This is a genomic window from Achromobacter sp. MUI-25009338, from assembly GCF_057359325.1.
The window spans coordinates 1,856,407-1,876,003 of sequence record NZ_CM170627.1; the positions used below are offsets into that span (position 1 = coordinate 1,856,407).

At 67.1% G+C, this 19,597-nt stretch carries 21 protein-coding genes and 4 tRNA genes; 16 read left to right on the forward strand and 9 right to left on the reverse strand.

From position 1 onward, the window contains the following. Positions 1–66: 66 nt before the first annotated feature. The 8 genes from tilS to AC1IQ6_RS08930 all read left to right on the forward strand — a co-directional run bounded on the left by tilS (position 67) and on the right by AC1IQ6_RS08930 (position 4,691). Entirely contained in the window at positions 67–1,047 is a 981-nt protein-coding gene (gene tilS, locus AC1IQ6_RS08895) for a tRNA lysidine(34) synthetase TilS (RefSeq protein WP_485866558.1), read from the forward strand. Positions 1,048–1,162: 115 nt separating this feature from the next. After that, positions 1,163–2,428 (forward strand): aspartate kinase, encoded by a 1,266-nt coding sequence (locus AC1IQ6_RS08900; protein WP_102772511.1) that lies wholly within the window; start codon positions 1,163–1,165, stop codon positions 2,426–2,428. A gap of 87 nt (positions 2,429–2,515) precedes the next feature. Continuing rightward, positions 2,516–2,608 (forward strand) — tRNA-Ser (locus AC1IQ6_RS08905). Positions 2,609–2,832: 224 nt separating this feature from the next. Continuing rightward, entirely contained in the window at positions 2,833–3,006 is a 174-nt protein-coding gene (locus tag AC1IQ6_RS08910; protein ID WP_168202092.1) for a hypothetical protein, read from the forward strand. 15 nt (positions 3,007–3,021) lie between these two features. Next, positions 3,022–3,240, forward strand: a complete 219-nt coding sequence (locus tag AC1IQ6_RS08915; RefSeq protein WP_485866177.1) for a hypothetical protein — start codon at positions 3,022–3,024, stop codon at positions 3,238–3,240. 82 nt (positions 3,241–3,322) lie between these two features. After that, positions 3,323–4,387, forward strand: a complete 1,065-nt coding sequence (gene mnmH / locus AC1IQ6_RS08920; RefSeq protein WP_485866178.1) for a tRNA 2-selenouridine(34) synthase MnmH — start codon at positions 3,323–3,325, stop codon at positions 4,385–4,387. Positions 4,388–4,436: 49 nt separating this feature from the next. After that, positions 4,437–4,513, forward strand: a tRNA-Arg gene (locus tag AC1IQ6_RS08925). A 101-nt stretch (positions 4,514–4,614) separates the two neighbouring features. Next, positions 4,615–4,691 (forward strand) — tRNA-Arg (locus tag AC1IQ6_RS08930). An 88-nt stretch (positions 4,692–4,779) separates the two neighbouring features. Here the strand turns inward: AC1IQ6_RS08930 and AC1IQ6_RS08935 are convergent. The 3 genes from AC1IQ6_RS08935 to AC1IQ6_RS08945 all read right to left on the reverse strand — a co-directional run bounded on the left by AC1IQ6_RS08935 (position 4,780) and on the right by AC1IQ6_RS08945 (position 7,558). Continuing rightward, on the reverse strand, positions 4,780–5,553 hold the full coding sequence (locus AC1IQ6_RS08935) for a hypothetical protein (protein ID WP_479731383.1): 774 nt from the start codon (positions 5,551–5,553) through the stop codon (positions 4,780–4,782). 25 nt (positions 5,554–5,578) lie between these two features. Further along, positions 5,579–7,021, reverse strand: coding sequence for a DUF1254 domain-containing protein (locus tag AC1IQ6_RS08940; RefSeq protein ID WP_485866179.1), 1,443 nt, complete (start codon positions 7,019–7,021; stop codon positions 5,579–5,581). A 312-nt stretch (positions 7,022–7,333) separates the two neighbouring features. Continuing rightward, the gene (locus AC1IQ6_RS08945) at positions 7,334–7,558 is read right to left on the reverse strand and encodes a DUF3079 domain-containing protein (protein ID WP_111824596.1); all 225 of its coding nucleotides are present in this window, start codon (positions 7,556–7,558) and stop codon (positions 7,334–7,336) included. 187 nt (positions 7,559–7,745) lie between these two features. Between AC1IQ6_RS08945 and AC1IQ6_RS08950 the strand changes: the two genes are divergently transcribed. Then, positions 7,746–7,822 (forward strand) — tRNA-Arg (locus AC1IQ6_RS08950). Between the two features lie 111 nt (positions 7,823–7,933). Here AC1IQ6_RS08950 and AC1IQ6_RS08955 read toward each other — a convergent pair. The 3 genes from AC1IQ6_RS08955 to AC1IQ6_RS08965 form a co-directional block, all read right to left on the reverse strand. Next, positions 7,934–8,080, reverse strand: coding sequence for a hypothetical protein (locus AC1IQ6_RS08955; protein ID WP_246842339.1), 147 nt, complete (start codon positions 8,078–8,080; stop codon positions 7,934–7,936). Positions 8,081–8,241: 161 nt separating this feature from the next. Beyond that, a complete protein-coding gene (locus AC1IQ6_RS08960) occupies positions 8,242–8,844 on the reverse strand; it encodes a helix-turn-helix domain-containing protein (RefSeq protein ID WP_102772504.1) in 603 nt (200 codons plus the stop codon). 102 nt (positions 8,845–8,946) lie between these two features. Next, a complete protein-coding gene (locus tag AC1IQ6_RS08965) occupies positions 8,947–9,738 on the reverse strand; it encodes an SIR2 family NAD-dependent protein deacylase (RefSeq protein ID WP_111824598.1) in 792 nt (263 codons plus the stop codon). Positions 9,739–9,903: 165 nt separating this feature from the next. Between AC1IQ6_RS08965 and AC1IQ6_RS08970 the strand changes: the two genes are divergently transcribed. Together AC1IQ6_RS08970 and AC1IQ6_RS08975 are read left to right on the forward strand one after the other, a co-directional pair. Continuing rightward, positions 9,904–10,530, forward strand: a complete 627-nt coding sequence (locus AC1IQ6_RS08970; protein WP_111824599.1) for a cysteine dioxygenase family protein — start codon at positions 9,904–9,906, stop codon at positions 10,528–10,530. Between the two features lie 57 nt (positions 10,531–10,587). Continuing rightward, positions 10,588–11,352: an IclR family transcriptional regulator gene (locus AC1IQ6_RS08975; RefSeq protein ID WP_111824600.1), complete on the forward strand. Its 765-nt coding sequence runs from the start codon at positions 10,588–10,590 to the stop codon at positions 11,350–11,352. A 22-nt stretch (positions 11,353–11,374) separates the two neighbouring features. Here the strand turns inward: AC1IQ6_RS08975 and AC1IQ6_RS08980 are convergent, their stop codons facing one another. Continuing rightward, positions 11,375–12,343, reverse strand: a complete 969-nt coding sequence (locus AC1IQ6_RS08980; protein WP_102772500.1) for a tripartite tricarboxylate transporter substrate binding protein — start codon at positions 12,341–12,343, stop codon at positions 11,375–11,377. Between the two features lie 268 nt (positions 12,344–12,611). On the opposite strand from AC1IQ6_RS08980, the gene AC1IQ6_RS08985 reads away from it, so the two are divergent. Genes AC1IQ6_RS08985 through AC1IQ6_RS09005 form a run of 5 tightly spaced genes read left to right on the forward strand, consistent with a single transcriptional unit; the run spans position 12,612 to position 17,598 of the window. Beyond that, the gene (locus AC1IQ6_RS08985; RefSeq protein ID WP_102772499.1) at positions 12,612–13,781 is read left to right on the forward strand and encodes a CaiB/BaiF CoA transferase family protein; all 1,170 of its coding nucleotides are present in this window, start codon (positions 12,612–12,614) and stop codon (positions 13,779–13,781) included. Next, positions 13,778–14,500 (forward strand): enoyl-CoA hydratase/isomerase family protein, encoded by a 723-nt coding sequence (locus tag AC1IQ6_RS08990; RefSeq protein ID WP_485866180.1) that lies wholly within the window; start codon positions 13,778–13,780, stop codon positions 14,498–14,500. Before AC1IQ6_RS08985 ends, AC1IQ6_RS08990 begins: the two co-directional genes overlap by 4 nt. Before the next feature lie 31 nt (positions 14,501–14,531). Further along, complete coding sequence (locus AC1IQ6_RS08995; RefSeq protein WP_102772497.1) at positions 14,532–15,365, forward strand: CoA transferase subunit A; 834 nt, start codon at positions 14,532–14,534, stop codon at positions 15,363–15,365. Next, positions 15,358–16,092, forward strand: a complete 735-nt coding sequence (locus AC1IQ6_RS09000; RefSeq protein ID WP_209167050.1) for a CoA-transferase subunit beta — start codon at positions 15,358–15,360, stop codon at positions 16,090–16,092. Before AC1IQ6_RS08995 ends, AC1IQ6_RS09000 begins: the two co-directional genes overlap by 8 nt. 9 nt (positions 16,093–16,101) lie before the next feature. Next, positions 16,102–17,598 carry a class I adenylate-forming enzyme family protein gene (locus tag AC1IQ6_RS09005; protein WP_479731389.1) on the forward strand — a complete coding sequence of 499 codons (1,497 nt, stop codon included), beginning with the start codon at positions 16,102–16,104 and terminating at the stop codon, positions 17,596–17,598. A gap of 31 nt (positions 17,599–17,629) precedes the next feature. Here AC1IQ6_RS09005 and AC1IQ6_RS09010 read toward each other — a convergent pair whose 3' ends face one another. Next, positions 17,630–18,601, reverse strand: coding sequence for a tripartite tricarboxylate transporter substrate binding protein (locus tag AC1IQ6_RS09010; RefSeq protein WP_485866181.1), 972 nt, complete (start codon positions 18,599–18,601; stop codon positions 17,630–17,632). Positions 18,602–18,652: 51 nt separating this feature from the next. After that, positions 18,653–19,522, reverse strand: a complete 870-nt coding sequence (locus AC1IQ6_RS09015; protein ID WP_485866182.1) for a fumarylacetoacetate hydrolase family protein — start codon at positions 19,520–19,522, stop codon at positions 18,653–18,655. Positions 19,523–19,597: the final 75 nt, after the last annotated feature.

Genomic DNA, 19,597 nt, shown 5'->3' on the forward strand with positions numbered 1-19,597 from the left:
GACAGCTCTCGGGGCGCGGCGGGCGCAGTTCATCCGCTGCCCCTGTCCGACGATCTCGCCGCGGCCCTGCGCCGCGCGCTGCTGGCCTTGCCCGAGCGGCCGGCGCGCGTCGCCGTGGCGCTGAGCGGCGGCGCGGACTCGGCCATGCTGGCCGTGCATGCGGCCGCCATGGCGCCGCAGCTGGGCATGGACGTGATCCTCATCCACGTGCACCACGGCCTGCAGGCCGACGCCGACGCATGGGAGCGGCAGACGCGCGTGCTGGCGGACCTGCTGGCGCTGCCGCTGGCGCAGGCCCGCGTCGAGGTCGACGCGGCCGCCGGCAAGGGCATCGAGGCCGCAGCGCGCGACGCCCGCTACGCCGCCCTGGCGCGGCTGGCCCGGGAGGCGGGGGCGGCGCACGTGCTGCTGGCGCATCATCGCAACGACCAGGCCGAAACCGTGCTGCTGCGCCTGCTGCGCGGCACCGGGCTCGAGGGCATGGCGGCCATGGCGCCCGTCGCGCGGCGCGACGGCGTGGCCTATGTGCGGCCGTGGCTGGAGCTGGACCGCGGCCTCATCCTGCGCGCGGCGCAGGCCGTCGAGCGGGCCTGCGGCTGGCGCCCGGTGCAGGACCCGACCAACGCCGATCCCCGCTACACGCGCGCGGCCGTGCGCGAACTGCTGGCGCCCGTGCTGGACGCCCGCTGGCCGGGATGGCGGGCCATCGTCGCCCGGCATGCGCGCCACATGGCGCAGGCGGCCGAAATCCTGGACGAAGTGGCGCAGGCCGATTTCGCGTCGCTGGAGCCCGGCCCGGACGGCGCCAGCTTTTCGCTGCGCGCCTGGCGCGAGTTGTCGCATGCGCGCCAGGCGCACGTGCTGCGCCACTGGCTGCAGCGCAACGGCGCCCGCATGCCGACCGAGGCCCGCATGCAGGACCTGCTGCGCCAGCTGCGCGGGCTGCACAGCCTGGGCCACGACCGCCAGCTGCGGGTGGAGCAGGCCGGCCACGTCATCCGCTGCCATCGGGGCAGGGTCTGGGTCGAACCCCGGGAAAATCCCTGAAATAGCCGCGCCATGGACGGAAAATTGCACAAACTGCGCAAATTTTTACCGTCGCGCTAGAATATACGGCTTTGCCCGTCAACCTTTTGCGGCGGGTTCCCAGCCAGAGTACGAGATGTCCCTGATCGTTCACAAATATGGCGGTACTTCGATGGGCTCGGTCGAGCGCATCAAGAACGTGGCGCGCCGCGTCGCGAAGTGGCACGCCGCCGGCCACCAGGTTGTCGTAGTCCCGTCGGCGATGGCGGGCGAAACCAATCGCCTGCTCGGCCTGGCGCGCGAGATTTCGCCCCAGCCCGACACGCGCGAGCTCGACATGATCGCCGCCACCGGCGAGCAGGCCAGCAGCGGCCTGCTGGCCATCGCGCTGCAGGCCGAAGGCGTGCCGGCGCGCAGCTATGCCGGCTGGCAGGTGCCCGTGCGCACGGATTCGTCGTTCACCAAGGCGCGCATCAGCGCCATCGACGACGCGCGCATCCGCGGCGATCTGGACGCCGGCCGCGTGGTCATCGTCACGGGCTTCCAGGGCGTCGATCCCGAAGGCCACATCACCACGCTGGGCCGCGGCGGCTCCGACACCTCGGCCGTGGCCGTGGCGGCCGCCATCAAGGCCGACGAATGCCTGATCTACACCGACGTCGACGGGGTCTACACGACCGATCCGCGCGTGGTGCCCGAAGCGCGCCGCATGGCCGTCGTTTCCTTCGAGGAAATGCTGGAAATGGCCTCGCTGGGCTCCAAGGTCCTGCAGATCCGCTCGGTCGAATTCGCCGGCAAATACCGTGTGCCGGTGCGGGTCCTGTCCTCGCTGACCGACCCGCTCATCCCGCTCGAAGAAGAAATGGTCTCGGGCACGCTGATTACTTTTGAGGAAGACGAAAAAATGGAAGCCGCCGTTGTCTCCGGCATCGCCTTCAGCCGCGACGAAGCCAAAATCACCCTGCTGGCCGTTCCGGACAAACCCGGTATCGCCTTCTCCATCCTGGGTCCGGTCGCCGCCGCCAACATCGACGTCGACATGATCGTGCAGAACCAGTCCGTGGCCGGCACGACCGACTTCTCGTTCACCGTGAACCGCAATGAATTCGCGCGCGCCGTGGACCTGCTCAAGCGCGAAGTCATCCCCGCCGTGGGCGCGCGCGAACTGTCCACCGACGAAAAGGTCGCCAAGGTCTCCATCGTCGGCATCGGCATGCGCTCGCACGTGGGCGTGGCCAGCCTGATGTTCCAGACGCTGTCGCAGGAAGGCATCAACATCCAGATGATCAGCACCAGCGAAATCAAGACCTCGGTCATCATCGACGACAAGTACATGGAGCTGGGCGTGCGCGCGCTGCACAAGGCCTTCGGCCTGGACCAGGCGCCCGCCGAGAAGGCCTGAACAAGCGCTACGGCACGATTTTTTTCGCGCTGGCCGCCCCGTCGGCGGCATGAGTCAAAAAAGTCGTGCTAGAATCTCGTTCTCTTCGGAGATGTGCCCGAGAGGCTGAAGGGGCTCCCCTGCTAAGGGAGTATGTGGCTAAAAACTGCATCGTGGGTTCGAATCCCACCATCTCCGCCAGACATGGACGCCGCGATCCGTCGCGATGTCCCAAAAACCCGCAGAAGCGTAAGCTCTGCGGGTTTTTTCTTGCCTCCCTCGGCAAATACGCAGTCCCCTAGGACCGGAGGAAGGTTTCGGAATCGCCAGGCCATACCTATAATTTTTTCCGGAGGCGGCGCACGGCGTGCGGCCGCGTACGCTCGCAGGCAAACGCCACGACAGGCACAACAGGGGTCGCCAACATGCAAGAAGCTGAACTGGAGAAAATTCGTGCAGAGATCAGCAAGCTGATGGCGGAATCGCTCCGCATAGGCGCCGAGGCCGGCAAGATTACGCGCGAGACATTCTGGTATCCGGTGACGGTCGCCATTGCCATGTTCGGCGCGGGGGTGGCTTTTGCCAAGCTGTTTTTCTAACAAGGAACCGCCGTGATGAGCACAGCAAAGGTTGCCGACATGGAAGACGCCGAACTGGAAAAAATCCGTGCCGAGATCAGCAAGCTCAACGCTGAAGCCGACAAGCTCTTTGCGGAACAGATCAAGTTCTATGCGGAGGGACACAAGCTCACCCGCGAGGCATTCTGGTACCCGTTCGGGCTGGGTATCTCGGTAGTGGTCGTGATCGGGGGCATCGTCAAATTGTTCCTGTGAAGGCAAGCCGCCATGCCTCGATGCGCGCCCGCCTTCTTTCCGGCATGAGAGAATCGAGCTTTCCCTCTTTCGCGCCGCCACCTTGAAACACCTGCTCGCCACGCTCGACCGGGTCGACGACTTCGATGAGATCATCGATGTGCGCACGCCGCTCGAATTCGCCGATGACCATATTCCGGGCGCGATCAACGCGCCGGTGCTGAGCAACGAGGAGCGCGTCGTGGTCGGCACGCTCTACAAGCAGGTCTCGCCGTTCGAGGCCTCTCGGGTCGGTGCGGCGCTGGTGGCGCGCAATATCGCCGCGCATCTGGAGAGCCTTTTCGTGGACCGGCCGCAGGGCTGGCGCCCGCTGGTCTATTGCTGGCGAGGCGGCACGCGCTCGGGCTCCATGACGACCATGTTCAACATGATCGGCTGGCGCGCGCGCCAGCTCGATGGCGGGTACAAGGCCTATCGCCGCGCGACGCTGGAAGCGCTGGAGCAGTTGCCGGGCACGCTGCGCTACATCGTGCTGACCGGGCCGACCGGCAGCGGCAAGACGCGGCTGCTGAACGCGCTGGGCAGGGCGGGCGCGCAGACGCTGGACCTGGAACAGCTGGCCGCGCATCGCGGTTCCCTGCTGGGGGCGTGGGCCGGGGTGCCGCAGCCTACGCAAAAGGGCTTCGATACGCGGCTGGCGCAGGCGCTGCGCCAGCTCGATCCGTCGCGCCCGGTGTTCGTCGAGGCCGAGAGCCGCAAGATCGGCGCGGTGGCCTTGCCGGCGGCGCTGCTGGCCGCCATGCATGACAGCCCTTGCGTGGATGTGCGCTCCAGCCGCGAGGACCGGGCCGCGTTCCTGCAGCAGGACTACGCGCAACTGTTCGACGATCCCGCGTTGCTGAAGGCGCAGCTGCAGCGCCTGGTCGGCCTGCACAGCCGCGAGCGCGTCAGCGGCTGGCAGGCGCTGGTGGACCTGGGCGCGCGGCGCGAGCTGGCGCGCGAGCTGATAGACGAACATTACGATCCGGCCTATGCCCACAGCTGCCACGCCCATTTCTCCCGATTGCCACAGGCGCTGCGCATGGATTTCCGGCCCAACGACGCGGATGTGGTCGAGCAGGCGAGGGCGCTGATGACAAGGCTGGATATCGATGCGCAATCTTCCTGACTTGCGCGCCTTCTGAAATAACGCTATTATTCAAGGCTTGCTCTGACACGCGCCCGTAGCTCAGCTGGATAGAGTACCTGGCTACGAACCAGGGGGTCGTAGGTTCGAATCCTGCCGGGCGCGCCATCGGAATGATGGTTCAAGCAAAAACGCAGTAGAAGTAGAAGCAGTAAAAAGCAGTAAAAGCACGGCAAGATTTTCTGATATAATTTTGCCTCTTTGCCGGAGCGCCCGTAGCTCAGCTGGATAGAGTACCTGGCTACGAACCAGGGGGTCGTAGGTTCGAATCCTGCCGGGCGCGCCAAATCCGAATCCGGATTTGGCCAATACAGCAAAGAAAATGGAAAGGCCTTTGATCTCGATCGAAGGCCTTTTTGTTTTGCGTGGCGCGGCTAGAACCGGATCGTCAGTCCCGCCATGGGGCCTTGCAGCACGGCGTCGAATTTGAAATCCCCCCGGCTGTAGTCCACGCCTATGGCGCGGTAGCCGATGGCCGCCGAGACGTTTTTGCTGACGCGGTAGCCCAGGCCCAGCCCCAGGTCCCAATCGGCTTGCGCCCCGCCGGCGCCGATCAGGCCCCAGCCCGTGACGTAGAGCTTCGGGTTGATCGCATAGTTTCCGCGCACGCCCACCAGGCCGTCGACCCAGGTGTCGCCGTCGCTGCGTTTCCTGCCGTTGAGGTGCGCGCCCTTGAGCGTGATGTCGGTGTCGACCGACCACACCCGCAGGCCCGCGACCACGTCCAGCTGGTGCGGCGAGTTTTCCAGCACGGAATAGCCGGCGCCGATGAGTCCGGCGAAGGTCGAGGTCTTGACGTCGGCGCTGGTGGCCAGCAGGCCGTGCGGCGTGTCTCCCTGGGTGCCGATCTTGGTGTAGATCAGGTCGCCGAAGATGCTGTAGCGGCCCTTGCGCGCTTCGCCGATCAGCATGGCGCCGAAATCCAGGTTGTCGAACAGCTTGCCGAAATCCGCGTCCACGTCGATGACGGGCAGGCGCGGCTGGGATACCTTGCCGGAGAAGCCGGCCGCCCAGAAGTAGGGCGTGACCGCAAACTCCCATTGATCCGAAGGCCCGGCCTGCTGCGCGGGCGCGTCCGCGCCCGCCGCCAGCGCGGACGCGCCATGGAGCAGCCCGCAAAGCAGGCCGCCGCTGAGCTTGTTTTTCATCGCAAACCCTCCCGCGCTGCGGGGATCAGCTCACCCGCCTGACGGGGGGTATGGTCCAGGTGCCGTTGATGATCGACGGGTCGCTTTCGTTGGGCCAGTACAGGCGCATCATCAGGATGAACCTGCCCTTGGGCGCCGGCAGCCAGTTCGACTCCAGTTCGGGGCCGGGGGAATCATGCTGGATGAGCAGGTCGATCGAGCCGTCGGGCTTGGTTTTCAGCGCCTGGCGCGCGCTGATGGAATAGCGGTTGAGCGGGTTGTCGACGAAGAAATATTTATCGTCGTACATGGTCAATGACCAGAATCCGGAGACCGGCGGGGTCATGCTTTTCTTGAAGGTCAGGACGTATTTTTCCGAACCGTTATAGGCCCGTTTGATCGCTCCGGTGTCCGACTGCAGCGAAGTGGGGTAGATCGCGTCCTGCGGACGGTTGGCGCCCAGACCGATCGCGGCGACCAGGGCGCGTTGCAGATAATTGGTGCCGTAAATGCCGGTCTTGGTCGTAAAACCCCAGCCGTCGATTTCCTGGATATCGCCGCCGCTGGATTTGAAATGCGTCATGATGCGCCCGAAACCGACCTGCGGCACGCGCCGGGCGAATTCGGGATTGAATTTGCTGCGGTCGAAGTCCTGCCCCGGCACGATGCCGATCGAGGCCAGTCTCGCCACCATGGGAGCGTCGGCCGCGTTGGGAGGATTGCGCTTCAGGAGTTCGGCGAACAGCGTGAAGTAGGCGATCGCGTCCATATTGTTGACCAGGTCGCGCACCGGGGTCTTCATGTCTATGGACGGATCGACCTTGCCCTTGGGCGGGGTCCAGTTTTTGCCCCAGGCGCTCAGCGGGCTGAGTTTGACCTCGTCCTGGATCTTGTGCACCTCGGCGTAGTCCTGGGACGTGCCGGAACAGTAGATGCGGCCGAGCAGCCAGACGATGCTGGTGGGGGATTTGTAATGCGTCATGCCCTCGGGCACGGCGCCTTGCCATCCGGGGCCGGTCACGATGAAGGTCTGCGCCCCCGTGCCCGTGGTCCGCTTGCCGGGGACGTCGAATACCGTGGTCCAGCCGTCGAGCATGGGAAACAGGGCGTAGCGGCCGTGCAGGTCGGGCAGGCTGACCACCCAGGGTTCGTCGCCCACGTCGATAAAGGCCGTGGTGTAGAGGGTGTCGGCGTTCGGCGCCGTGACGTCCCGGAATTTGGCGTCCGGATAGTGGCGCAGCTTGATGAGGTGCCCCATCGGCGCCCGGGTTCCCTCCGGTTCGGCGACGTTGGTCATGACTCTTCGGGTCATTTCCATGGTCACCAGCGGGTAGGCGTAAATATAGGCGTCGGTCGCCAGTCCGAATTGTTCATCGCCCTCGGGCAGATCGGCGATCAGCCCGTCGGCGGCCCGGGCCGGCCCAGCCAGCGTGCCGGCTGCGAGTAAGGTAAGACCACCTGCATTGAATTTGCGACGGCTCAGCTTCATTTTTATCGCTCCAATAAGAATTGGCTGTGAAGTTCGGTGAGGCTTCAAACAGAAAAACGATTTGTTTTCAAGCTAGTTGGACCGCATTGATTCAGGCGTGGCGGCGGATCTCCGTAGGTCGAATTGATGGGCCGCGCTGGCGCGACGGTATTTTTTCCCGCTGGCGAGATAATCTGCCCGACTCCGAAAAAAATCCAATTATTTTTTAAACTGTGCAGCCGCGCAACGGTGCACGCATGAACCGGTTTATTTGGACTAGTTTCGCGGTATGCGGGGATGTGGCCGGAGGTTTTAATCCGTCCGGCGCCGTCTTCAGGGCGAGGGCTGGAGCATCGCGACGGTTTTCTGCGCCGGCGTTTCTTCTTCGTCGAATCCCCAGTCGCCCACCGTGTACCAGTCCTCGCCCAGCGTTTCGGCGGGATGCATGGTGCGCCCCGACCCGTTGCCGCAGGCCATGGAATCGGTGGAACAGTAGCGGTCGCAGCCCCAGCAGATGCGTTCGGGGTGCTTGGGATGCAGCGGAAACTTCTTGGCCATGACGATACCTGCTGTCCGGTCCGCGTCGAAGTGGAATGAAAACCGCGGCGAGGCGCGGGTCCGTCGCGTACCCAATCAGCGTACTGCGCGGCGCCCGCCCATTTCCTTGACCTGGGTCAAGTATGGGCGGGCCCGTGCCGATTTGCGCAGCCTATTTGATTCATGGTATAAACACGCCTCTTTCGGGGCGCCCGTAGCTCAGCTGGATAGAGTACCTGGCTACGAACCAGGGGGTCGTAGGTTCGAATCCTGCCGGGCGCGCCAATTCGATTTCATGCCGACACGCATCATGGCGATGTGCGCGGCAAGATCCGGACAATACAAAAAGCGGCTTGATGAGCAATCATCAAGCCGCTTTCTGTTTTTACGCGGTGTTCACTGTTGCCGTCGTCGGTCCACCGCCGTCAGGGCCGTGCCGCTTTTCAGCAGCTGGTAGGCCTGTCCGCCCAGCCAGGCGACCTGGTCGCCGGCGCTGGTGCGGCATACGCAGTGGGTCTTCGGATCGAAACGGGACGTGCCCATTGCGGAGCACGCATCGTGGCCCGAAACGAAGCGTTCGATACGGTACAGCGTGCCATCCGGAGCGGTGGCGAGGACATCGGTAAGCCGTCTTGCCGTGCCGAGCATATTTACACCTCCATGCGCGGGTCATTGGTATGCGACGCCAGAATCATTCGGACATTTCAGTGGAAATGTCCTCCTAACAAGGAATCGTCGAGCTGGTCGGGAGACACGCCCAGCGCCGCAGATACGCGGTCCAGGATGGCCTGCCGGGGCCGCGGTCGCGGCCGTTCCAGTTCGATGTAAATGGAGTGATCCACGCCCAGCCGGGCAGCCATATCAGCGGTGCTGATATTGAGATGCTCGCGCCATGCGCGTATCAGGCTCCAGTCGTTGCCGGTTTTCAGATTGACGACAGCCAATGGTACATGGTCCTGGCCCGCGGCAAGCTTCTTGCGCGGGTCGGGTTTGCTACCGGGTGTGTGCTCGCCGCCTGCCGCGAAGCCGCTCTTGCGGGCGTTGAAATGGGGCGCGGCGACCGCGGGTTCGGCAGTGAAGATCTGGCCGCCGTTCAATTGGCGGTAGCGGTCATTGCCGATCCAGCAGAGGGTCTCGCCGTTGTCGAGTTTGCATTCGCAGTCCAGATGGTAGCTGCTGGGCATGCTTTCGAGCTTGGCGATGGTTTCAGCGGTCGTGGCGTGGCGCACCACGCGGTGCAGGACACCGTCTGGCGAGCGCACGAACACGTCGGGAAGTCTCCAGGAAAATGGAATGATGATCTCCACTGCCGAAACCTATTGCGCCACTGTATCCCGCGCTGGGCGGGGTGGGATTTGGGGTTTCCCCTGGGCCGAACATCCTCACGAATCTTTACGTCGCCGGGCGATTCAATCGCCGCCGCCCGCGCCGAATCCGGCGCTGTCGAGCAGCCTGGGCATGAGCTCGGCGGCCGGGCCGCGCAGGTTGTGGTGCGCGCGCGCGTCCAGCGGCGTGGCGGCCGGATTGATCTGGGCCACGATGGCGCCGGCGGCCAGCGCGCGCTGCGGCAGCTCGGCGGCCGGGTAGACCAGCGCCGAGGTGCCGATGCTCAGCAGCAGGTCGCATTGCTCGGCGGCGCGGATGGCGGTGTTCCACGCGTCGACGGGCAGGCTTTCGCCGAACCAGACGACGCCGGGCCGCACCGGCGCGCCGCAGCGCGTGCAGGCCGGGGGCGCGATGCGCCTGCCTTCTTCGGGCTCCTGCGGCGCGTCATCGGCGCAGGCCTGGGGCGCGCCGCAGGCCGAGCAGCGCGGCGCGTGCAGGCTGCCGTGCAGGTGCGCGACGCCGAGGCTGCCGGCGCGTTCGTGCAGGTCGTCCACGTTCTGCGTGACGACGCATAGTTCCGGCACGTGCCGGGCCAGTTCGGCGATGGCGCGGTGGGCGGCGTTGGGCGTGGCGCGCAGCACCTGGGCGCGGCGCCATTCGTACCAGCCCCAGACGATGTCGGGATGCGCCCTGAAGGCCTCGGGCGTGGCCAGCGCCTGCGCGTCGAAGCGGGACCACAGGCCGGTGAGCGCGTCGCGGAAGGTGGCGATGCCGCTTTCGGCGGAAACGCCCGCGCCGGTGAATACCAGCACGCGGCGCGCCGCCCGCAGGGCATGCGCCAGCGTGGCGGGAATTTGTAGATGCGTAGGATTCATTTTCTATCTTGCAGGCAGTCCGATACGCTGCACGCGCGGGCATGGGCCTGTCAAGAAAAAATCGGTCGCCGGCGGCGGGGCGGGCGAGCCGCGGGATGCGCATTTGTCCCGAATGATGGATACTGGATTTCTCATCTGGGATTTACCCCTGACCTGGAGATACGAATGCCTGACTCTCGAACCGGCCTGGACCGGCTGCGCGGTTTCATTGCCACGGCCACGCGCATGGCGTCGGCCGACGGGCTGCGGCAGAGCGCGGCGCTGGAGGCGGCGTTCGCCGACCTGGTGCGCCATGACGACTGGCTGCCCGAGTCCTGCACTGCGCCGCATCCGCAGTACTACCAGCAGTACCTGCTGCATTGCGATCCGCTGGAGCGCTTTTCGCTGGTGAGTTTCGTCTGGGGGCCGGGGCAGTCCACGCCGGTGCACGACCACGAAGTCTGGGGCTATGTGGGCATGCTGCGCGGCGCCGAGGTCGACCAGCGCTACGCGCGCGACGCCCAGGGCCGCCTGGCGCCGGCCGGCCCGGCCACGACCCTGCGCCCCGGCGACGTGGCGCGCCTGTCGCCCGAAGAAGGCGACATCCACCGGGTTTCGAACGCGCACGCGGACCAGGTCTCCATCAGCGTGCATCTGTACGGCGGCAATATCGGCGCGGTGTCGCGCCACGTCTATGACCCGGCCAGCGGCCAGGCCAAGCCGTTCGTGTCGGGCTATTCCTCGGCCAGCCAGCCCAACCTCTGGGACCGCTCGCAAGCCGTGCGGGCCGCGATCGCGGACGGCGTGCGCTAGACCCTGGCCGGGCCCGGCGTCTCGTGCTATTTTGTCCTAAATATTAGGAAATATGTAATGGACAAGACGCTGCTCAAAGGCTTGATGGTGTTGGAAGCGGTCACCGACGTGGACGATCCGCCGCGCAGCATCGATGCGCTGGCCGCCCGCGTGGGGCTGACCCGCAGCAATACGCACCGCACCTTGCAGACGCTCATGCATGCGGGCTACGTGATCAAGGATGACGACGGCGGGGGTTACCGCGGTTCGGTCAGACTGTTCGAGCTGGCCGCGCGCCAGCTTGCCCAGCTGGACCTGCGCAAGCTGGCCGCTCCCTTCATGCGCACGCTGGCCGACCAGACGGGCGAAACCGTGCACCTGTCCGTGCTCGACGGCTTCGACGTGGTCTACGTGGACAAGATCGACAGCCCCCAGCCCATACGCGCCTACTCCATGGTGGGCGGCCGCGCCCCGGCCTATGCCGTCGCCACCGGCAAGGCCCTGCTGGCCTACCAGCCCGAGGGCTACGTCGAGCGCTACGCCGACCAGCTCGTGCGCCATACGCCGTCGACCATCGTGTCGATGCCGCTGCTGAAGGACGAACTGCGCAAAATCGCCCGCAGCGGTTATGCGATCAACCGGGGCGAATGGCGCGAAGGCGTGGGCGGGCTGGCCGTGACCTTGTTCAACAGCCTGGACCAGCCGGTGGCCGCGGTGGGCATCTCGGGTCCGCTGGACCGCCTGAGCGCGACCAGGATGAAGCAGCTGGCGCCGGACGTGGCGGCCTGCGCGCAGTCCATTTCGCAGGGGATGGGCTATCGGCGCGGCTATCTGGATCAATAGCCCCCTGCGTTTCCGCTGTTGATCATTTCGCCGCCGACAAGCGCACCACGTCGGCCCAGCGCGCCACTTCCTGCTTGAGCACCCGGCCGGTGTCGGCCGGCGAGGTGGCCACGGCGTCCGCGCCCAGTTTCCGCGCGGCCTGCTGCACGGACGGCATGGCGGCGGCCTTCTGCATGCCGGCCGAGAGCTTGTCCACCACGGCGGGCGGCGTGCCGGCAGGCGCCAGCAGCGCGTAGGTGGTGGCGACGGAATAATCCTTCACCCCCTGCTCGGCCAGCGTGGGCAGGTCCGGCAGCGCGGTGGCGCGCGTGGCCGTGGTGACGCCGAGCAGGCGGATCTTGCCGGTTGCGATGTGCGGCAGCAGCGCCGGCAGCGTTTCGATCACCATGTCGATCTGGCCGCCGAGCAAGTCCGTGATGGCCGGGCCGCTGCCGCGGTAGGGCACGTGCATGAGCCGGGTGCCCGTCACGACCTGGAAGAGTTCGCCCGCCATGTGCTGGGACGTGCCGGGGCCGGCCGAACCGAAGGTGATGGAACCCGGCCGGCTCTTGGCCAGATCGATCAGTTCCCGGATGTTCTTCGCGGGGATCTTGCCGCTGTTCACGGCCACGGCCATGGGCATGCTGGTGGCCATCGACACGCCCACGAAGGCGGTGCCGAAGTCATAGCCGGGCTTGTCCGGCATGGCGGCATGGATCGCGTGGCTGCCCACGGCGCCCATCAGCAAGGTGTAGCCGTCGGCCGGGGATTTGGCGACGTACTCCGCGCCGATCTCGCCTCCCGCGCCCGCCTTGTTTTCCACGACCACGCCCTGTCCCAGGTAGTCGCCCAGATGCTGCGCATAGATGCGCGCGGCGGCATCGGTCGCCCCGCCGGGCGGGAAGGGAACCACCATGCGGATGGGTTTGGTCGGCCAGGCGTCGGCGGCGGCCGCGCCGCCCGCCAAAGCCAGCGCCATGCCCGCCAGGGCGATGCGCCACGTGTTCTTCATGGAAGTCTCCTTGGTGTCGGGGCGGGGCCTCGTTTCTTCATAAGTCCTAAAATATAGGATATGAATTCCAAAAAATGGTTTACTTAGAATTCCATACGGTGATATTCTGGTCAACAAATAAGCACGTGGCTTAGGGAATGCACTAGGATTCATGCTGCAATTCATGGCCTTGCATCTGGCGTGCGTTGAATGATGCCCGGTTTCGCGGCGTGCTTTTATAATGATTTGCTAGTCCCAAATATTGAGTTTTCATAACGAGAGGTAAGGCATGACACCCAGTTCGGCGCTGGCCGGCATCACAGTGCTGGAGATTTGCAATGTCGCGGCGGGGCCTTTTTGCGGCATGTTGTTGGCTGACATGGGCGCCGATGTGATCAAGGTCGAAAACCCCGAAGGCGGCGACACGCTGCGCAGCTGGCCGCCCATTTCCGACGGCTATAGCGAGAACTTCGCGTCGCTGAACCGCAACAAGCGTTCGGTGACGCTGAACCTGAAGGACCCCGGCGACCTGGCCCTGGCGCGCGAGCTCGCGCTGTCCGCCGACGTGCTGATCGAGAACAACCGGCCCGGCGTGATGGAGCGCCTGGGATTGGGATACGCGCAACTGCGCGAGGCCAACCCCCGGCTGGTCTATTGCTCGATCTCGGCCTACGGCCAGTCGGGGCCGCGTTCGCAGGAAGGCGGGTTCGACCTGACCATCCAGGCGATGAGCGGCATCATGAGCGTGACCGGCGAGGCCGGCGGCGAACCCGTGAAATGCGGCGTTCCCGTGGCCGATTTTTCGGCCGGCCTGTACGGCGCATTCGCCATCGCGTCGGCGCTGCGCGCGGCCCAGGCCAGCGGGCAGGGCACGCATATCGACGTGCCCATGCTGGGCGCCACGCTGGGCATCGCGGCCTTGCAGACGTCGGAGTTCTTCGGCAGCGGCAGGGACCCGGTCAAGCTGGGATCGGCGCATCCGCGCAATGCGCCGTACCAGGCCTTCCGCTGCAAGGGCGGCTACTTCGGCATGGCGGCGGGCAACCAGGCCTTGTGGAAGGGCGTGTGCGCCACGGTGGGCAGGGAGGATCTGCTGGCCGATCCGCGTTTCACCGATACCAGCGCCCGCGCGCGCAACCAGACGGCGCTGCGCGAGATCCTGGAGGCGATCTTCGAAACCGAGGACGCCCAGACCTGGCTGGCGCGTTTCCGCGCGGCCGGGGTGCCGTGCGCGCCCATCAACACCTATTCCGAAGTGCTGGCGGACCCGCAGGTGGAACACATGGGCTGGGTGCAGCCCGTGGACCTGCCCAACGGCGTGCGCACCCGCACGTTCGGGCTGCCCGTGCGTTTCGACGGCCAGACCACCGCCTTGCGCCGCCGTCCGCCGGCGCTGGGCGAACACAACGACGAGGTGCTGGGCCCGCTGCGCGCGGCCCGCAAGGAGACGGCGCAATGAACGACGTCCTGCGCATCGACAGGCAGGGAGCGGCGCACGTGCTGACGCTGGCGCGGCCCGACAAGATGAACGCCCTGTCGGCGGCACTGGTGGAAGCGCTGATCGCCGCGCTGGACGAGGCCGAGGCCGCGGGCGCCAGGCTCGTCGTGCTCAAGGGCGAGGGCAGGAACTTCAGCGCGGGCTTCGACTTCGGCGGCTGGCAGGAACAGAGCGAGGGCGATCTGCTGCTGCGCTTCGTGCGCATCGAGATGCTGCTGCAGCGGCTGGCGGCGTCGCCGTGCCTGACGCTGGGCCTGGCCCACGGCCGCAACTTCGGCGCGGGCGTGGACCTGTTCGGCGCCTGCAAATGGCGCGTCAGCGCGCCGGACGCCACGTTCCGCATGCCCGGGCTGAAGTTCGGCCTGGTGCTGGGCACGCGCCGTTACGCGGCCCTGGTGGGCGCGGAACGGGCGCGCGCGGTGCTGGAGCAGGCGGCCACGTTCGGCGCGGAAGAGGCGTTGCGGGACGGCTTCGCCAGCCGCCTCGCCGCCGCGCAGGACTGGCCCGACATTGAACGCGAGGCGCTGGACGCCGCGTCCGCGCTGAGCTGCGCGAGCCGCGTCCAGCTGTACGCGGCGCTGTCGGCGGAAACGCCGGACACGGATCTTGCCCGCCTGGTGCGCTCCGCCGCCCAGCCGGGCCTGAAGGACCGGGTGGCTGCGTATCTGCAGGCGCGCTAGACGCAAAAGAACGAGCAGGCAAGGAGACATCATGGCATCGGGTTTCAATCAGAAGGACAAGCAGCGCACGCTGGCCGAGCTGGCCGCGCTGGTGCCCAACGGCGCATCGATCGCGCTGGGCGGCAGCTTCCTGCACCGCGGACCGTTCGCCTTCGTGCGCGAACTGATCCGGCAGGGGCGGCGCGACCTGGAACTGATCAAGCAGTCGCCGGGCTACGACGTGGACATCCTGTGCCGCGCCGGCGCGCTGCGCCGCGTGCGCGCGGGCATCGTCGCCATGGAAGGCAACTTCGGCCTGGCGCCGTGGTATCGCAAGGCGGTGGAGCGTCGCGAGATCGAACTGGAGGAACACGCCTGCGCCAGCCTGACGGCCGGCCTGCGGGCGGCCGCCTTCGGCGTGCCGTTCCAGCCTTGCGGCGGCCTGCACGGCAGCGGCCTGCCCGAACTCAACGGCTGGAAATGCCTGGACGATCCCTATGGCAGCGGCCAGCAGACCTGGGTGGTGCCGGCCATCCGCCCCGACTTTGCGGTGATCCAGGCGTCGGAGGTGGACGCGCTGGGCAACGTGCGCGTGCACGGCACCGCGCACTGGGACCGGATCATGTCGCGCGCCGCCGGCAGCGTGCTGGTGGTGGCCGAGAAGATGGTGGACAGCGCGGTGTTCGAAGCCAACCCCGAATCCACGCTGGTGCCGTTCTTCATGGTGCAGGCGTATGCCGTGGCGCCGGGCAGCGCCTGGCCGGGGTCCTGCTGGCCGGACTACGCCATCGACTACCCGGCGGTGGAGGCATACATGGACAAGCAGGGCGATCTCGCGGCGCACATGGCCGCGGCGCCCGAAGCGCGGGAGGTGCAGCATGGCTGAGCAATGGTCGGGCTTTTCGTACATCGTCACCAACCTGGCGCGTTTCATCCGGCCGGACGAAATCACCTTCAGCGGCGTGAACTCCACCCTGCCCATGCTGGCCTGCCTGCTGGCCAAGCGCGCCTACGACTGGGACTTCGTCTACATCAACGTGGCCGGCGGCGTGAATCCGCGGCCCTCGCACGTTCCCATCTCCAGCTCCGACCCGGTGCTGGCCGAGCACACGGCCTCGATTTTCTCGAACGAGGACTTCTACGACCTGTGCACGCGCGGCCGCATGGACCTGACTTTCCTGGGCGCCGCGCAGATCGACGGGGAAGGCTGCGCCAACAATTCCTGCATCGGCGACTGGCACGAACCCAAGGTGCGGCTGCCGGGCGGCGGCGGCGGCGCGGTGATGCTGCCCACCGCCAGGCGCGCCTGCACCTGGCGCACCGAGCACTCGCGCCGCACCTTCGTGCCCAGGCTGGACTTCATGACTTCCTGGGGCGGATTCCATGGCGTGGTCACGCCTATCGCCGTGTTCGTCAAGCGCGACGGGCGCCTCGCGCTGCAGTCCTGGCATCCGGAATCCAGCCTGTCTGAAGTGCGCGAGCGCACCGGGTTCGAGTTCGACGCCTCGGGCGCCGAGCCGTCCGCGCCGCCCACGGCGGCGGAGGCGCGCGCGCTGCGCGAACTGGACCCCGACGGGCAGTTCGAGCGCGACGCCGCCGTCGCACTGCGTTAGGAGACCGCCATGACGATCGCCGACGCCACCCTGGTGGCCGCTTTCGCGCGCCTGTGGAGCCAGCCGCAATGGGCCGGCCGGCCCGCCATCGCGACCGCGGACGGCGTGCTGACCTATGCCGGTCTGCACCATGAGGTCGGACGCATCGCCGGCGGTCTGCGCGCCGCCGGCGTGGCGCGCGGCAGCCTGGTGGCGATCGCGATGGAACGTTCGCAGGCCCAGGTGCTGGCCATTCTGGGCGTGATGGCGGCGGGCGCATGCCCGTGTCCGCTGGAGCCGCGCCTGTCGGACGCGGAGACCGCCCGGCGCGTGGCGGCGGTGGGACTGGGCTGGATGCTGCACGACGAGGCCAACGCCGCGACGGCCCGGGCCAGCGGCCTGGCGCCGCAACGCCTGCTGGAGGCGGGCGCGGTCGCGCAAGGACCGCTGGATTGGCGCGGCGCCAGCGACGCCGCGCCCGGCGAGGCCGGCCTGCTGCTGTTCACGTCGGGCAGCACCGGCAATCCCAAGGGCGTGCTGCTCAGCCATCGCGGGCTGGCCAACAACGCGCGCGGCGTGCTGGCGCATACCGGGCTGACGCCCGGCGACCGGCTGCTGCACGTCATGCCGCTGCATCACACCAATGCGCTCAACAACCAGATTTTCACGCCGCTGCTGGCGGGCGCGTGCGTGGCGCTGGCCGGCCGCTTCCGGGCCGAGGACATGCCGGGATTGCTCGCGGCGTTCCGGCCCACCATCATCACCGGCGTACCCACCATGTATGCGCGCATGCTGGAGCTGGAATTCGATCCGGCCAGCCTCGCGGCGCTGCGCTTCGCCCGGTGCGGCTCGGCGCCCATCACCGAAGCCCTGCACCGGCGCATCGAGGCCTTCCTGGGCTGTCCGCTGGTGGTGTCGTACGGGCTGTCGGAAGCCACCTGCACCTCGACCATGAATCCGCCCGCGGCGCGCCGCGTGGGTTCCGTGGGCACGGTGCTGGCCGGCCAGCGCGTGAGCCTGCGCCTGCCCGACGGCACGCAGGCCGCGCCGGGCGGCGAAGGCGAGATCTGCATCGAGGGCGACAGCCTGATGCTGGGGTATCTGGGCGTGGACGGCGCCGACGCCGATGCGCCGCGGCTGCTGCGCACGGGCGATCTGGGGCGTTTCGACGAGCAGGGCTATCTGAGCATCACCGGCCGCATCAAGGACGTGATCATCCGGGGCGGCGAGAACATTTCGCCGGCGCTGATAGAAGGGGTGGTGACCGGGCTGCCCGGGGTGGCGGCCTGCTGCGCGGTGGGCGCGCCCGACGAGGACCTGGGCGAAGTGCCCGTGATCTTCGTGCAGCGCGCCGGCGACGCCGCGCCGGACGAGGCCGGCATACAGGCCGCGGTGCTGGCGCGCCTGGGCCGGATCTACGTGCCGCGCGAGGTGCGCTGGATGGAGCGCCTGCCGGAGAACTCGGTGGGCAAGGTCGATCGCAAGGCGCTGGCGCGGCAACTGGCGCCCGCGGCCGCGCGCCTGTGAGCGGGCCCGGCGCGCAGGCCACGCGGCCGGGCTATTCGACCTTGCCGATCCGTTCGACCGCCGCCTCCAGCGAGGCCGAGTCCTGCTTCCAATACGCGTCGAACGCAGGCGCGTCCAGGTATTGCATGGGACTGCCGGTACCGGCGATGCGGGCCTGCACTTCGGGATCGTTGGCGATGTCCTTGAGCGTGCGGCGCAGCTTGTCGATGACCGCCGGCGGCGTGCCGGCCAGCGCGAACACGCCGGACCATTGCACGAAGCCGATGTCATAGCCCTGCGACTTGAAGGACGGCACGTCCGGCAGGCTGTCGAGCTTGCCGTCGCCCCAATGCGCCAGCGCCTTGAACCGCCCGGCCTGGATCAGCGGCATGACGCTGGACGGCCCGGTGGCCAGGGCGTTGACTTGGCCGCCGGCCAGCGCCTGCACGGCGGGCCCGGCGCCGGTGAAGGGCACGTGCATCATCTTGATTCCGGCTGCGTTCTGCAGCATGGCCATCGGCACGTGCATGGTGCCGTACATGCCGGAAGAGCCGTAGCTGAGCTTGCCGGGCTGCTTCCTGGCCGCGTCGACGAATTCCGCCAGTGTGTCGTACGGCGCATCCGCGCGCACCACCAGCATGGTGGGATCGGCCGTGATCCTTGCAATGGGCACGAACTGGTCCAGCCGATAGGCCGGCTTGCGTTCCAGCAGCCGATCGGCCGCCGGCAGTATGGAGATGGACGACAGGCTCATCAGCAAGGTGTAGCCGTCCGGCTTGGCGCGGCCGGCCTGGCCGATGCCGATGGCGCCGCCCGCGCCGCCCTTGTTCTCGATGACGACGGTCTGGCCCAGCTGTTCGCCCATGGCCTGGGCCAGCGGCCGCGCGATCGTGTCCGCGACGCCGCCGGGCGGGAAGGGCACCAGCAGGGTCACGGGACGCTCGGGATAGCCGGCGGCCGGCGCGTTCGCGGCCCACAGCCATAACAGGGCGGCCGCGGCCGCCCGGGTGCATCGCAGATTCATGTCTCACTCCTTATTGTGGCGTCGCCCCGTGTTCAGGTCCGGGGCTTGCGCTCAGACGAAGCGGTTTTCTATGTGTCCGATGCCGTCGATCTCCACGCGCACCACGTCGCCCTGCTTCAGGAACTGCGGTGGGGTCAGGCCCTGGCCCACGCCCGCCGGCGTGCCGGTGGCGATGACGTCGCCCGGATGCAGCGTGATGCCGCGCGAACAGGTTTCGATCAGCGTGGGGATGTCGAAGATCAGGTCTTCGGTGTTGCCGTCCTGGCGCAGTTCGCCGTTGACCCAGCAGCGCACGCGGGTCTTGCTGCCGTCCAGCTCGTCGGCCGTCACCAGCCAGGGCCCCATGGGGCAGAAGGTGTCGAAGGACTTGCCCAGGTCCCATTGCTGGTGACGCATCTGTACGTCGCGCGCCGTGACGTCGTTGACCACCGTGTAGCCGATCACGTGGCTCATGGCCTCGGCGCGGGAAATGTTGCGGCCGCCCTTGCCGATCACCACCGCCAGTTCGGCTTCGTAATCGATCTTGTCGGAGATGCCCACGGGCAGGTGCACGTCGGCCCACGGACCGACCACGGTCTGCGGCACCTTGGTGAACACGATCGGCCAGGATTCGGGGTTGGCGTCGTTGTCCTTGAAGACGGAGTCGCGCAGTTCCTTGGCGTGGGCGTGGTAGTTGCGTCCCACGCAGAACAGATTGCGCTGTTGCGCGGGCAGGGGCGCTTCATGTTCCACCTGGTCCCAGGGGTGGGGCGAGCCGATCCTGGCCGGCAGGGCGCGGCCTTCGGCCAGCCATTGCACGACCGTCAGCGCGCCGGCCGCCGCGAGCTCGCGCGGAAAATCCAGGGCGGTCACGCTGCCGCCATCGTCGGAGACCACGCCGATGCGGCGCTCGCCGTTGATCCGGAATACTGCAATCTTCATTCTCGCTCCCTGGGCGGTTCTGGGCCGCCATTGTTTAATACCAAAAAATACCAATTTAAGCTATGCAAGCCCAAT

Coding starts and splice junctions, on each gene's coding strand:
- AC1IQ6_RS08900 (WP_102772511.1), top strand. CDS start 1,163: ATGTCCCTGATCGTTCACAAATATGGCGGTACTTCGATGGGCTCGGTC.
- AC1IQ6_RS08910 (WP_168202092.1), top strand. CDS start 2,833: ATGCAAGAAGCTGAACTGGAGAAAATTCGTGCAGAGATCAGCAAGCTG.
- AC1IQ6_RS08915 (WP_485866177.1), top strand. CDS start 3,022: ATGAGCACAGCAAAGGTTGCCGACATGGAAGACGCCGAACTGGAAAAA.
- AC1IQ6_RS08935 (WP_479731383.1), bottom strand. CDS start 5,553: ATGAAAAACAAGCTCAGCGGCGGCCTGCTTTGCGGGCTGCTCCATGGC.
- AC1IQ6_RS08940 (WP_485866179.1), bottom strand. CDS start 7,021: ATGAAGCTGAGCCGTCGCAAATTCAATGCAGGTGGTCTTACCTTACTC.
- AC1IQ6_RS08945 (WP_111824596.1), bottom strand. CDS start 7,558: ATGGCCAAGAAGTTTCCGCTGCATCCCAAGCACCCCGAACGCATCTGC.
- AC1IQ6_RS08955 (WP_246842339.1), bottom strand. CDS start 8,080: ATGGGCACGTCCCGTTTCGATCCGAAGACCCACTGCGTATGCCGCACC.
- AC1IQ6_RS08965 (WP_111824598.1), bottom strand. CDS start 9,738: ATGAATCCTACGCATCTACAAATTCCCGCCACGCTGGCGCATGCCCTG.
- AC1IQ6_RS08970 (WP_111824599.1), top strand. CDS start 9,904: ATGCCTGACTCTCGAACCGGCCTGGACCGGCTGCGCGGTTTCATTGCC.
- AC1IQ6_RS08975 (WP_111824600.1), top strand. CDS start 10,588: ATGGACAAGACGCTGCTCAAAGGCTTGATGGTGTTGGAAGCGGTCACC.
- AC1IQ6_RS08980 (WP_102772500.1), bottom strand. CDS start 12,343: ATGAAGAACACGTGGCGCATCGCCCTGGCGGGCATGGCGCTGGCTTTG.
- AC1IQ6_RS08985 (WP_102772499.1), top strand. CDS start 12,612: ATGACACCCAGTTCGGCGCTGGCCGGCATCACAGTGCTGGAGATTTGC.
- AC1IQ6_RS08990 (WP_485866180.1), top strand. CDS start 13,778: ATGAACGACGTCCTGCGCATCGACAGGCAGGGAGCGGCGCACGTGCTG.
- AC1IQ6_RS08995 (WP_102772497.1), top strand. CDS start 14,532: ATGGCATCGGGTTTCAATCAGAAGGACAAGCAGCGCACGCTGGCCGAG.
- AC1IQ6_RS09000 (WP_209167050.1), top strand. CDS start 15,358: ATGGCTGAGCAATGGTCGGGCTTTTCGTACATCGTCACCAACCTGGCG.
- AC1IQ6_RS09005 (WP_479731389.1), top strand. CDS start 16,102: ATGACGATCGCCGACGCCACCCTGGTGGCCGCTTTCGCGCGCCTGTGG.
- AC1IQ6_RS09010 (WP_485866181.1), bottom strand. CDS start 18,601: ATGAATCTGCGATGCACCCGGGCGGCCGCGGCCGCCCTGTTATGGCTG.
- AC1IQ6_RS09015 (WP_485866182.1), bottom strand. CDS start 19,522: ATGAAGATTGCAGTATTCCGGATCAACGGCGAGCGCCGCATCGGCGTG.